The following is a 12,294-nucleotide window of genomic DNA, read 5'->3' on the forward strand; positions in this document are numbered from 1 at the left end:
CATGCTGCCTCGAATTTGGCAGGAGTAGAAACTGACGCTTGAATGAACTATTCTGGTAGCGGAGATTGTCTCAAATTGAGGTGCAATTTTGGAGAAAATTTGTCTTATGGCGGCATTGGACAAATTTTGGGCAAGCGCTCCTTCAGACCGTAGCAACGCATTGATTTACGATGCAAAAGTTGTCCACGTCCGCCGCCTTGACATCGCAGGTGTTGCCAAATCGGTCTGGCACGCCCAACACTGACGTTCGATTCAGCGATGACTGGTGGGCTTCGCATGTCTCTGCCATCTTTTTGCGAAATTAGCTGCTCACCTGGTTCAACGTATCGGCCAGTAAATCAACTGTTAGCGCCAGCCGCTCGTCTAGCAATGCGAGGAGTTGTGTCCAACCGAGCATATCGTTCAGTTCTCCTGGGCCGTCGGATATGCCGCGCAGTCCCATCAGGGGAACAGTGAAGCGCTGGCAGGCTCGGGTGATGGCGAAGGTTTCCATATCGACCATATCGGCGTCTATCAGTGCATATTCCTCGCCGCCTACGATGTTTGCGCCGGTTGAAAGGCGCGCCGCGGGAATGTCGAGAGGTGCGTGCAGCGGTAGATCGACGGGGTGATCTATGAACGGAGTCACTCCCTTTGCGAAACCAAGGCGGGAGGCGTCCATGTCGCGCCAAGATACGCTCGCGACCTGATAGACCTCCCCCAACTGACAGGCGCGGGAGCCAGCTGAGCCCAGTGACACAACAAGGTCAGGCAGAGCATCATGCTGGTGAAGGTGCTGAAGCGCCAAGGTGGTTGTGATCGCGGCTTCGACGGGACCGACGCCCGTCATCAGCGGCGTGAAGCGGGAACGCAGATGTGGGCCATATTCATCCTCTATCGCCATTAGGAAGAGGATGCGCTTTCCGGCGATTAGCTCGCAATTTGGTTGGCGGGGGAAATTCATGAAGGAAACCGTTAATTGCCGGGGAATTTGAGGAGGGCGGCGGTGGCGATGCCGTCGGCTTCGAGGGCGGAGCGGCCGCCGAGGTCCGGAAGGTCGATGGCGAAGAGGGCCAGGAGCAGAGTGGCGCCTTGTTCGCGGAGGAGCTCTGCGGCGGCGAGAGCGGTGCCGCCCGTGGCGATGAGGTCGTCGACCAGTAGGACGCGGGCGCCCTGCCCTATCTGTCCTTCATGCAATTCGAGGCGGTCGGTGCCATATTCGAGCACATAGTCGATGCCGACGGTCTTGCCGGGTAGCTTGCCCGACTTGCGGATCGGAACGAAGCCGAGACCGAGCGCGTGAGCGAGTGCCGATCCAAGCACGAAACCGCGCGCCTCGATCCCAACGATGATGTCCGCGTCGAGCGGCCGGGCGATCGCGGCAAGCCCGCTGACGAGCGCTGAGAAGCCGTTAGCATCGGCCAGCAGCGTCGTGATGTCGCGGAACAGGATGCCGGGCTTGGGGAAGTCGGGAATGGTCCGGACCAGCGCGGCGAGTTCATCTAGATCCATGCAAACTCCCAATGAAAAAGGGGCGCGGTGTCATCATGACGCCGCGCCCCTTCCCTATTCATTCCCTTGGCCGAAAGGCGGTCAGGCGGCCTTTTTCTTGTCGGCCCAGATATTCTGGTAGGACATGTAGGCCAGCGCCGTTGCGATCAGCAGGAAGACGATGGTCGCCAGACCCGCGCGGCGGCGGTTCTCAAGCTTGGGTTCGGCGGTCCAGGTCAGGAAGGCCGAAACGTCCTTCGCCATCTGGTCAACCGTCGCCTTGGTGCCGTCGCCATAGGTCACCTGACCGTCAGCCGTCAGCGGCGGGGCCATGGCGAGGTTCAGGTTGGCGAAATAGGGGTTGTAGTGCAGCCCCTGCGGCGTCTTGGCATCCGGGAAGTGCTTCAGCAGCTCGGCAGGCTGGTTCTGGAAACCAGTCAGCAGCGAGTAGACATAGGCCGATCCCTCATGGCGCGCCTTGGTCATCAGCGACAGATCTGGCGGGATCGCATTGTTGTTCGCCGCCATCGCCGCGACATTGTTGGCGAAAGGCTTGGGGAAGTAATCCGCCGGGACCGGAGCACGCGTCGACATTTCACCCGTCTTGGGATCGACGTCAGGCGTCTTGATCGCCCACTGCTTGGCGATCGCCTTGATCTCCGCCTCGTTGTAGCCAATGCCCTTGAGGTCGCGGAAAGCGACGAACTTCAGGCTGTGGCAGGCCGAGCAAACTTCCTTGAACACCTGGAAGCCGCGCTGCAGCTGGGGCTGATCGAACTTGCCGAACGGGCCGTTGAAGGAGAAGTCCACTTCCTTGGGATGCTTGTGGAATTCATGCTCCACCGTCGCAGCGGGCGGTTCGGAGACATAGGCCACAGCGCCCACAAGGAAGGAGATCAGCAGCCAGCCAGCAAAGAAGAGGCCGACGAGAAATGCGCCGATGCGAACCATGTTGATCTTGTCCCCTATTAGCCGGCGTTCGACGGCTGCGGATCCGCGCCCATTCCGGGAAGCGCATCCTGTTCGCCCTTGATGTTATAGCGGTTAAGCACCGATTCCGTGATCGAGCCCGGCAGCGGCAGCGGCCGTTCAAAGCGCGAGATCAGCGGGAGGATGATCAGGAAGTGGGCGAAATAATAGGCGCCCGCAATCTGGGAGATCATCACATAGGGTTCGGCAGCAGGCGCGCCGCCGCAATAGCCCAGGATCAGCACGTCAACGATCAGGATCCAGAAGAACTTCTTGAAGGTCGGACGATAATTGCCCGAACGCACCGGCGAGGTATCCAGCCAGGGCAGGAAGAAGAGCATCAGGATCGAGCTGAACATCGCCAGCACGCCCAGCAGCTTCGCGGGGACAAAGAAAAAGTCCACGGTGAAGGCGCGCAAGATCGCGTAGAAGGGCCAGAAATACCATTCCGGGACGATGTGCGCAGGCGTCGAAAGCGGGTTCGCTTCGATATAGTTGTCCGGATGGCCGAGATAGTTCGGCGCGAAGAACAACAGGATCGCGAAGAGGATCAGGAACACGCCCGCTCCGAAGCCATCCTTCGCCGTATAGTAGGGATGGAAAGGCACGGTGTCCTGCGGACCCTTCACTTCCACGCCGGTCGGGTTCGACGAACCCGGAATGTGCAGCGCCCAGATGTGCAGGATGATGACCGCAGCGATCACGAAGGGCAGCAGGAAGTGCAGCGAGAAGAAGCGGTTGAGCGACGCATTGCCAGGAGCAAAGCCGCCGAGCAGCCAGGTCTGGATCGGCTCACCCACGACCGGGATCGCGCCGAACAGGCCGGTGATCACCTTCGCGCCCCAATAGGACATCTGCCCCCAGGGAAGCACATAGCCCATGAAGGCGGTCGCCATCATCAGAAGGAAGATGACGATACCGAGCAGCCAGACCATTTCGCGCGGCGCCTTGTAGGAACCGTAGAAAAGGCCGCGGAAGATGTGGAGATAGACGACGATGAAGAAGAAGCTGGCGCCGTTGGCATGCGCATAGCGCATCAGCCAGCCCGCGTTCACGTCACGCATCGTCTGTTCAACGGTGCTGAACGCGACCAGCGTGTTGGCGCCATAATGCATCGCCATGATCACGCCGGTGACGATCTGGATCACCAGCGCGAGGCCAGCGAGAACACCGAAGTTCCAGAAATAGTTGAGGTTGCGCGGGACCGGGTAACCGGCGCCGATCGCGTTGTAGACGAGGCGCGGAAGCGGCAGCTTCTCGTCGATCCACTGCATCGCGGGATGCTTGGGAGTATAATGCTCAGCCCAGGGAAAGCTCATGGTTTCTTACCTCAGCCTACGAGAATGGCGGTGTCGGAAGTGAAGCTGAACTTCGGCACTTCCAGGTTCTTGGGCGCGGGGCCTTTGCGGATGCGGGCCGCCGTGTCGTAGGACGAACCGTGGCAGGGGCAGAAATAGCCGCCAAATTCACCGCGATTCTCGCCCTCGCCCGCACCCAGCGGCACGCAGCCCAAATGGGTGCAAACACCCATGGTGATCAGCCACTGCTTCTTGCCAGCGACGGTGCGCTGTTCCAGCGTCTGCGGATCGCGCAGCGAGGAAACGTCAACCTTGTCGGCTTCGGCGATTTCCTTGTCCGTCAGATGACGCACGAAAAGCGGCTGCGAGCGGAAGGTCGTCTTGATCGCCTGACCCGGCTGGATCGAAGAGATATCAACCTCGGTCGATGCCAGCGCCAGCACGTCCGCGCTGGGGTTCATCTGATCCACGAGCGGAATGACGACGGCGACAGCCCCGACCCCCGCGAAGCTTACTGCGGCGATATTGATGAAGTCGCGACGACGCACTCCACCTTCGCCGGATAGACCTTGGCTGTCCGTATGTTCAACGCTCGCCATGCACCTCAACCCTTGCAAAGACGTCCCTGTTACCCGCCGCATTGCCGTCACCGGCCCTGATTATCGAGAGAGTAGCGCCGCCCACGGAATATGGGCCTCGCCTTTCCCCCTGGCGTGGTTCGGGGGCCTGATAGACCCACTGTAGCTTCTTTGCCAACAGCAATTTGGCCATGGCTATGACAATTTGCCCCGCTGCTTTATGCGCGGGGCATGCGTATTGCTCTTTATCAACCCGAGATTGCCGGGAATGTCGGCGCCATATTGCGGCTGGCCGCCTGTTTTTCCGTGCCCGTGGACATCATCATGCCGATGGGATTCGCCTTTTCCGACGCCAAGTTGAAACGCGCCGCGATGGATTATGGCGCGGCGGCGGAGGTGACTCGCCACGCCAATTTCGAGGCATTTGACGAGGCCCGGCGTGCGGAGGGCCGTCGTTTGGTGCTGATGAGCAGCCATGCTTCACAGCCCCTGCCGGAGGTGCGTTTTGACAGGAATGACGTGCTGCTGATGGGATCGGAAGGTGCGGGCGTGCCCGACGCGGTGCGCGACATGGCCGACCTGCGCGTCCGAATCCCCATGGCTGCGGGCTTCCGGTCCTTGAACATTGCCGTTTCCACGGGCATCGCGGTTGCCGAAGCCCTTCGCCAGACTGGACAATTTCCAACATGATCGAGATTTCCCAATGACCTTGGTCCTCAATCCCCAACAGCAGGCCGCCCGCAACTGGTTCGAATCGCTGCGCGACCGCATCTGCGCGGAATTCGAGGCGATCGAGCGCGAGGCGGGCAGCGATGCCTCCTTCGTCTACACGCCGTGGGACCGCGAAGCGCCGGGATTGACGCCGGGCGAAGGCGGCGGCGGCGTGCGCGGGGTCATGAAGGGCAAGATATTCGAGAAGGTCGGGGTCAATGTATCCACCGTCTCAGGCGAGTTTGCGCCGGATTTTGCCAAGACCATCCATGGCGCGGGGGAGAATCCGGCCTTTTTCGCGACCGGGATCAGCCTGGTCGCGCATATGGCCAATCCGCATGTGCCCGCCGTGCATATGAACACGCGCTATCTGATTACGTCCAAAAGCTGGTTTGGCGGGGGCGCGGACCTTAACCCTCCCCTGCCCCGGGATGAGGACACGACGAGCTTCCACGGCGAGTTCAAGGCGGCATGCGATGCGCATGATGCAGACTATTATCCCCGCTTCAAGGCGTGGGCCGACGAGTATTTCTTCATTCCGCACCGGGGCGTCCATCGCGGCGTCGGCGGCATCTTCTACGACCATCTGGAGTGCGAGGATGATGCGGGATTTGATGCGAATTTCGCGTTTACCCGGTCGGTGGGCGAGGCGTTTCTGGCGGCCTTTCCCCCGATTGTCCGGCGGCGAATGGGCGAAAGCTGGAGCGAAGAAGATTACGCCAGGATGCTGGAGTGGCGCGGCCGTTATGCCGAATTCAACCTGGTGCATGACCGGGGCACGCTGTTCGGGTTGAAGACCGGCGGCAATGTCGATGCGATTTTGATGAGCCTGCCGCCGATGGCGAGCTGGAGCTGAATCCATGCCGCTGACGCCGGTCGCCAATGATCAGATTGCGACGATCGTGACTTATCTGGAGATGGTGGAGCGTCCTCGGCCCGCGCCGATTCCGCCTGCTCCGTTGCGGCTGGTGCCGTGGAAGGCACCTGCGCCCGATGCCTATCGCGCGCTGTTCCGGCGGGTGGGGGAGCCGTGGCTCTGGTTCTCACGCCTTGTCTTGAGTGATGCGGAATTGATCGCGATTATCCATGATCCGACGGTGCAGATTTTTGCGATCACCGATCCTCGGGGCGTGGAAGTGGGATTGCTGGAGCTGGATTTCCGGGCGTTGCCGGACTGCGAGTTGAGCTTCCTTGGCCTTATACCCGAGCTGACCGGCAAGGGGTTTGGCGCATGGCTGATGGCGCAGGCGAAGTCGCTGGCATGGCGCAAGGAGGTACGCCGGTTCTGGGTGCATAGCTGCACATTGGACAGTCCGGGGGCGCTCAACTTCTATCAGCGGGCGGGATTTGTGCCCTATAAGCGGGAGGTTGAGGTTTTCGCTGATCCTCGGCTGGCAGGTTTATTGAGCGCCGATGCGGCGCCGCATGTGCCAATGCTGGGTCAGCCCGCCTCCGCCTGACGATAGAGCCGGGCGAGCATGACGAGCATATAGACCTGCACCCCGGTCGAGACGACGGCTGCTGCGACGCCGCCGACGAGCCGCGCGCCTTCCGCTCCGGCGATCAGGCGACCGAACAGGCCGAAGATGACTTGCGCGGCTGAGCCGACGATGGCGGAGAGCAGCGTCAGTACCAGGATGAAGCCGAGCAGCCGCCAGAAATGGCCGCGTGTCAGCGCCCAGCTATGCCGGAGCGAGGCCATCACGCCTTCATGGCCGTCGATCACGACGGGATTGAGCAGCAGAAGCCGCACGCTGGCGAAGAGCATGACGGCGCCGCCAGCGGTCACCAGCAACGCGGCGAGGGCTGCGGCAACAGGCTTTGCCACCATGGAGAAGGCGACGACCACGATCATGCCGACGATGGCTATGCCAAGCAGGGTGCCGATCACGACAAGCGCCGTGCCGAGCAGCACGGGCAGGCGGGAGAGGCTGAGCCGCAATGCTTCGCCGACGCTGATGCCGGGCCTTAACGCCAGTGCGAACAGGGCGAGTGACCCGAACCAGATGATGATGACGCCGATCAGCGTGGACAGGATGAAACTGGGCGGGATGTCGGGCATGGCGCCCTTGTCCATCGTCCAGGTGGCGAGTTCGGGCGGCGTCATCTCCTGAAGGATGAGGCCGGGCAGCGCGACAAAGAGCAAGGCGACGGGGAACAGCAGGCTGCGTTCGCGCGCGACGAAGGCGACCGCTTCTTCCCATGCCTTGCCGATCGACATCGCCGCCATATCTTCGCCTTTTCCCGTACTTAAAATCGGGGAGGAGACTTGATCGCTCCCCTCGCCCAAGTCAAGGAAGTGCCATGTCATCCTCTTCCCCTTCGCCTGCTGTCGCCGACCAGATCGAATGGCGGGTCGATTCGGCGCTTGTGGATTACCCGCACGCGCTCGCCGACATGGAGGCGCGGGCGGCGGCGATCTTTGACGGTGAGGCGGGCGAGCGGGTGTGGCTGCTCGAACATCCGCCGCTGTATACGGCGGGGACGAGCGCCGATCCGGCCGAGTTGATCGACCCGCGCTTTCCGGTGCATGATGCGGGGCGCGGCGGGCGCTATACCTATCATGGGCCGGGGCAGCGGATCGGCTATCTCAACATCGATCTGCGCGAGCGGGGGAAGGATGTGCGCAACTTCGTCCATCATCTGGAAGGGTGGATGATCGACGCCCTGGGCGACCTTGGCATCGCGGCGCGGCGGGCGGAGGGACGGATCGGCATCTGGACCGATGACCTCAACGGGCGCGAGGCGAAGATCGGCGCGCTTGGCATCCGGGTGCGGCGGTGGGTGACGCTGCATGGCTTTTCGATCAATGTGGACCCCGACCTGTCCCATTTTGGCGGCATCGTGCCGTGCGGGCTTGCGGAATATCCCGTCACCAGCATCGCGGCGCTGGGCAAGAATGCCTCAATGGCCGATCTCGACGCGGCTTTGAAGGCGCATTTCCCTGCCTTTCTGGGCCGGTTGCGGCGCTGTGGCGCGGGGGTTGAGCAATGCGGATCGGGCGGCTAGGGTCTGCGCCTTCGCCGGGTGGGGGCCGCCGGGCATCACATGTTTGGGAGACCCGGATGCGCTGCAAAGCGAGGATGATCTTTACCGCCTTGCTGCTGACCGGCTGCACCGCGCTGGCGGCGTGCGGCAAGGACGACAAGGGGAGCAACACGGTCCAGATGAAGGATCTGGAGGCCGTCGACGGCACGACGACCGACGCCATGACGGACCTGGACGGGGTGCAGAGCGAAGCGCCGTCGGCCGCCCTGCCCTCGGCTGGAGGGAATAACAGCGCCGCTACCGCGCCTCAGCCGGAACCTGCCGCAGCCAATGCGACGCAAGGCGAGGCAGAGATACTGTCGGATCAATAGACGGAGAGAGGCGTTCAGGCGCAATACAGGCGCCGGACGCAAGGCATAGCATAAGAGAAGCCTGCCCAATCGTCGTTCACAAAGGCCGCCATTCTTAAAGGGGAAGTCATGACATCCTGTTCCACGCTGCGCCGGGTCTGTGCCGGATTGATGATTGCCGCCGCGCCGCTGTTGGCTCAGCCGGCCGCCGCCCAGTTTTTCTGGTCGCCGCCCGACTTTTCCAGCCCGCCGCTGACGGACGCGGACGCTGCGACCGCGCTTGGCCTGCCCGGCGCCACGGCGGAAGAAATTCGCGCGGGCCTGGTATGGAACCTGCGCGCGGCGCTCAACGTCGCGGCGCTTCAGTGCCAGTTCGAACCGACGCTGCTGTCGATCAGCAACTATAATGCGATGATCGCGCATCATGACGCGGAACTGGATGCGGCGCAGTCGGTCCTGCTCGGCTATTTCCAGCGCACCGTGGGCAAGGGCAAACCCGGCCAGGCCGCAGCCGACAAATATGGCACGCGCATCTATTCGGGCTATTCGACCGTCCAGGCGCAGCGCGGCTTCTGCCAGGCGGCGGGTCAGGTCGGGCGGCAGGCAATCTTCGCCAATCGCGGTTCGCTGCATGAGGTGGCGCGCACGGGGCTGGGGTCGATCAAGAAGTCGCTGGTGCTGGCGGGTGAGCAATTTTACGGCGACCCAGGGCGGAGCTATGCGCTGACCCTGCCTTCTTTCGATAAGAAATGCTGGAAGAAGGACAAGCTGCGGCCGGAATGCCAAGTGGCTTATGAGCAGAAGGTGGCGGCTAAGTGATGGTGTGATGGACGGGGCCGTAGGGCTTCGCTCTTTTGTTCTATCTAGTGAGCATTGCACTTTAACCCGTTCGGGCTGAGCCTGTCGAAGCCCTTCTCTTCTTTTTAAGAAGTAGAGCCCTTCGACAAGCTCAGGGCGAACGGGGAGATGTTTAGCTTCAGCGCGATCCTTACCTAAGCCCCAGATATTTATGCGATTGAAGGCTTAGCCGCCATTTCGGCCGCGCCATGACCAGATCGATCGCCGCCCGCATGTTCGCCGCCGCCTCCGCGCTGTCGAGGGGTTGGATCAGCAGGTTGTCGAAAGCCCAGCTCTCCATCGCCTCCACATCGGCGAGGCTGTGACCCCTGCCCGGCTGCGGCCAGACCAGCTTCAGTTCATTGCCGCTGCGTTGCACGACGTCGCTGCCTGCCTTGGGGCTGATGCAGACCCAATCTATGCCGGGATGCGCCGCGAGCGTGCCGTTGCTTTCGATGGCGATGGTGAAGCCACGGGCGTGGAGCGCGTCGATCAGCGCATCATCGACCTGCAACATGGGCTCCCCGCCCGTTATCACGATGTAGCGGCCCTCTTCACCTGTCCCCCAAAAGGCGAGCGCCGCGTCAGCGAGCGCCTGTGCATCGGCGAATTTGCCGCCGCCGTCGCCGTCCGTGCCGACGAAATCGGTGTCGCAAAACTGGCAAACGGCCTTGCGCCGATCCTCCTCGCGCCCGGTCCAGAGGTTGCACCCGGCAAAGCGCAGGAAGACGGCGCGGCGGCCGCTATGGACGCCTTCGCCCTGAAGCGTCAGGAACATCTCCTTGACGGCATAGCTCATCCGCTTGTCCTTTACGGCTTGGCTGCGTAGCGGGTTGGATCGGGCAGGCCCGCTTCCTCAAAACCCCTGGAGCGAAGGCGGCAGCTGTCGCAAAGCCCGCAATGCTGGTCGCCCGGCGCGGGATCGTAACAGGACCAACTCATCCCGGCATCCAGCCCCAGTCGGTTCGCCTCTCGCGCGATGTCAGCTTTGCTCATATGCTGGAGCGGGGCGTTAATCCGCACGGGATGCCCTTCGACCCCCGCCTTGGTCGCGAGTGCCGCCATATTCTGGAAGGCGTCGATGAACTCGGGACGGCAGTCGGGATAGCCGGAATAATCAAGCGCATTGACGCCGATGAAGATGTCATTCGCGCCCGACACTTCGGCAAGGCCAAGCGTAAGCGACAGGAAAATGGTGTTGCGCGCGGGCACATAGGTGTTGGGAATGCCCGGCCCCACCCCGTCCTTCGGCACCGCGATGTCCGCCGTCAGCGCCGATCCGCCAAAGGCAGTGAGATCGAGCGGAAGGACGATATGCCGCCGGACCCCGAGAACAGCGGCGATGCGCGCGGCCGCGTTCAATTCGACGCGATGCCGCTGATTATAATCAATCGTCAGCGCGACCAGTTCATAGCCCGCCTCGCGCGCGAGGCCGCCTACGACCATCGAATCCAACCCGCCCGACAGCAGGACGACAGCGATTTTCCCATCATTGGCAGTCATGGGCGCTCCGCTACCGCCACAGGCGCGCTGGCGCAAGCGGTGCGGTCAATGGCAGGCGCCGATGCGCCGTCCTTCCATGCTGAAGGAAAAGGGCGCGCCGCCCTCAATCCCCTGCGAGTGGATCTGCACCAGCCGGGACGTTTCGATGCGCAGGTCGGTGCGCCCGCCCCCTGCCCCGGCGCAATCGTAGCTGACCGTCAGCCGTTTGGCGCTTTCGTCGATCGTCAGCCTTTTGCAGTTGTTGCGGCCATGGCGAAGCTGGATCAACTGACGAATATCGGCAAGGCAGATGCGGCGTATATCGACCTTCCCGCCTTCCTCCGGCCGTTCGCGCAATTCCCATTCGCCCGGTTCCAGACCCCTGAGCGGCGGTTCGGAAAGCGCCTGCGACCCGACTGGCGATACAGCGATCAGCACCGCAATGGCCGCGCTCAAGACGTGCAGACCTGACGTCATTCGATAGCCCCCGTATTTCATCCCGAACTCCGGAGCGGCTCGCCGCGTGCATGGCGGCACGGCCTTCATGCACCCAAATCCGGCGGGTTGATAGCGCCAGCCCCCGCTAACGCCCCAACCTGTTCCGAAGTCGCAATAAATTCGTGTCAGCCTTGCGCGAAACTGTCCAGCGAAACTGGAAACAGACGCGAACAAAAGGCGCAATCTACCCCAATGACCCCCTGTTCATCAGCCATTTGGGCGCGTTCTTCAGCGGGGAAACGGCCGATCACGCTACGGATATGGGCCAGATCGCAGCGGCAACCCTTGGTCAGGTTGACCGGATCGGTGACGCGCACCACCTCTTCCTCATGGAACAGACGCCAGACGATATCGGTCAGCGGCAGCGCTTCGTCGGTTAGTTCATTATCACTGAGCGTGACGGCCAGCGCCTGGACATGTTCCCATTCGGGATGGTCATGCCGCGTGTGGAGACGTTCGCGGCCCACTTCACCTTCGGGCAGATGCTGGAGCAGCATGCCTGCGGCAAAGCAGCCCTGCCCCGCTTCGTGCCGGACGGCGATCTGGACGACGCTGGGGATTTGTTCGGACTGGAAGAAATAATGTTCGGCAGCCTGCGCGAGAGAGTCGCCATCGAGCGGGACGATGCCCTGATAGCGTTCGCCGGTCACCGCCTGGTCAAAGGTGATGGCGAGAAAGCCCTTGCCGAACAGGCCGAACAGCGTCGGGTCAGGCCCCAGCTCCGCCAGCCGATCGGCGTCGAACTTGGCGTAACCGCGCACTTCGCCGCCCTTGTAATCGGCGACGAGCAGGCTGACGACGCCATGTTCGTTATGCGCCTGAAGCGTCAGCTGTCCCCCCGCATCCTTGAGCGTCGAACCGAGCAGCGCCGCGAGGACCAGCGCGGAGGCGAGCAGCCTTTCAACTGGCGGCGGATAGGCGTGGGCGGCAAGCACCTGATCCAGCACCGGCCCAAGGCGAAGGATGCGCCCGCGCGCATGACGCGACGGAATGGTGAAGCCCAGGGCCTGATCGATATCGGATGCGTTCAAGACAAGCTCCGTTAGTCCCGGTGCAGGGCGGGAATATAGCGGCGGCCGGGCGTTATCGCCCGGCCGGTTCGCTGCTAGATAG

Annotated in this window: 16 protein-coding genes; 6 read left to right on the forward strand and 10 right to left on the reverse strand. The window is 62.3% G+C overall.

What is annotated here, in order from left to right; all coding sequences use genetic code 11:
- Positions 1-301: 301 nt before the first annotated feature.
- The 5 genes from ACYU81_RS03965 to petA all read right to left on the reverse strand — a co-directional run bounded on the left by ACYU81_RS03965 (position 302) and on the right by petA (position 4,336).
- Positions 302-943: a 5'-methylthioadenosine/S-adenosylhomocysteine nucleosidase gene (locus ACYU81_RS03965; protein ID WP_460986450.1), complete on the reverse strand. Its 642-nt coding sequence runs from the start codon at positions 941-943 to the stop codon at positions 302-304.
- A gap of 11 nt (positions 944-954) precedes the next feature.
- Positions 955-1,491, reverse strand: coding sequence for an adenine phosphoribosyltransferase (locus ACYU81_RS03970; RefSeq protein WP_460986451.1), 537 nt, complete (start codon positions 1,489-1,491; stop codon positions 955-957).
- 81 nt (positions 1,492-1,572) lie between these two features.
- Complete coding sequence (locus tag ACYU81_RS03975; RefSeq protein ID WP_449473784.1) at positions 1,573-2,421, reverse strand: cytochrome c1; 849 nt, start codon at positions 2,419-2,421, stop codon at positions 1,573-1,575.
- Positions 2,422-2,438: 17 nt separating this feature from the next.
- Positions 2,439-3,758: a cytochrome b gene (locus tag ACYU81_RS03980; RefSeq protein ID WP_449473786.1), complete on the reverse strand. Its 1,320-nt coding sequence runs from the start codon at positions 3,756-3,758 to the stop codon at positions 2,439-2,441.
- A gap of 11 nt (positions 3,759-3,769) precedes the next feature.
- The gene (gene petA, locus ACYU81_RS03985) at positions 3,770-4,336 is read right to left on the reverse strand and encodes a ubiquinol-cytochrome c reductase iron-sulfur subunit (protein ID WP_449473787.1); all 567 of its coding nucleotides are present in this window, start codon (positions 4,334-4,336) and stop codon (positions 3,770-3,772) included.
- Between the two features lie 210 nt (positions 4,337-4,546).
- On the opposite strand from petA, the gene ACYU81_RS03990 reads away from it, so the two are divergent.
- From ACYU81_RS03990 to ACYU81_RS04000, 3 genes are read left to right on the forward strand one after another with little or no spacing between them, the layout of a single operon-like run.
- Positions 4,547-5,005 (forward strand): tRNA (cytidine(34)-2'-O)-methyltransferase, encoded by a 459-nt coding sequence (locus ACYU81_RS03990; RefSeq protein ID WP_449473789.1) that lies wholly within the window; start codon positions 4,547-4,549, stop codon positions 5,003-5,005.
- A 13-nt stretch (positions 5,006-5,018) separates the two neighbouring features.
- A complete protein-coding gene (hemF, locus tag ACYU81_RS03995; RefSeq protein WP_460986452.1) occupies positions 5,019-5,882 on the forward strand; it encodes an oxygen-dependent coproporphyrinogen oxidase in 864 nt (287 codons plus the stop codon).
- Positions 5,883-5,886: 4 nt separating this feature from the next.
- Entirely contained in the window at positions 5,887-6,486 is a 600-nt protein-coding gene (locus ACYU81_RS04000; RefSeq protein WP_460986454.1) for a GNAT family N-acetyltransferase, read from the forward strand.
- On the opposite strand, the gene ACYU81_RS04005 is transcribed toward ACYU81_RS04000, so the two are convergent.
- The gene (locus tag ACYU81_RS04005) at positions 6,468-7,256 is read right to left on the reverse strand and encodes a glycerophosphoryl diester phosphodiesterase membrane domain-containing protein (protein WP_460986455.1); all 789 of its coding nucleotides are present in this window, start codon (positions 7,254-7,256) and stop codon (positions 6,468-6,470) included. The genes ACYU81_RS04000 and ACYU81_RS04005 overlap by 19 nt on opposite strands.
- A gap of 74 nt (positions 7,257-7,330) precedes the next feature.
- On the opposite strand from ACYU81_RS04005, the gene lipB reads away from it, so the two are divergent.
- From lipB to ACYU81_RS04020, 3 genes are all read left to right on the forward strand, one after another.
- Positions 7,331-8,035, forward strand: a complete 705-nt coding sequence (gene lipB, locus ACYU81_RS04010; protein ID WP_460986456.1) for a lipoyl(octanoyl) transferase LipB — start codon at positions 7,331-7,333, stop codon at positions 8,033-8,035.
- Between the two features lie 56 nt (positions 8,036-8,091).
- Positions 8,092-8,385, forward strand: coding sequence for a hypothetical protein (locus ACYU81_RS04015; RefSeq protein ID WP_460986457.1), 294 nt, complete (start codon positions 8,092-8,094; stop codon positions 8,383-8,385).
- Positions 8,386-8,493: 108 nt separating this feature from the next.
- Positions 8,494-9,183, forward strand: coding sequence for a hypothetical protein (locus ACYU81_RS04020; RefSeq protein ID WP_449473799.1), 690 nt, complete (start codon positions 8,494-8,496; stop codon positions 9,181-9,183).
- 169 nt (positions 9,184-9,352) lie between these two features.
- On the opposite strand, the gene queE is transcribed toward ACYU81_RS04020, so the two are convergent.
- From queE to hslO, 4 genes are all read right to left on the reverse strand, one after another.
- The gene (gene queE / locus ACYU81_RS04025; protein ID WP_460986458.1) at positions 9,353-10,000 is read right to left on the reverse strand and encodes a 7-carboxy-7-deazaguanine synthase; all 648 of its coding nucleotides are present in this window, start codon (positions 9,998-10,000) and stop codon (positions 9,353-9,355) included.
- A gap of 11 nt (positions 10,001-10,011) precedes the next feature.
- Complete coding sequence (queC, locus tag ACYU81_RS04030; protein WP_460986459.1) at positions 10,012-10,704, reverse strand: 7-cyano-7-deazaguanine synthase QueC; 693 nt, start codon at positions 10,702-10,704, stop codon at positions 10,012-10,014.
- Positions 10,705-10,749: 45 nt separating this feature from the next.
- On the reverse strand, positions 10,750-11,160 hold the full coding sequence (locus ACYU81_RS04035; RefSeq protein ID WP_460986460.1) for a DUF3617 domain-containing protein: 411 nt from the start codon (positions 11,158-11,160) through the stop codon (positions 10,750-10,752).
- Between the two features lie 146 nt (positions 11,161-11,306).
- Positions 11,307-12,212, reverse strand: a complete 906-nt coding sequence (hslO, locus tag ACYU81_RS04040) for an Hsp33 family molecular chaperone HslO (RefSeq protein ID WP_460986461.1) — start codon at positions 12,210-12,212, stop codon at positions 11,307-11,309.
- Positions 12,213-12,294 lie beyond the last annotated feature (82 nt).

The organism is Sphingobium sp. TomTYG75 (assembly GCF_054771635.1).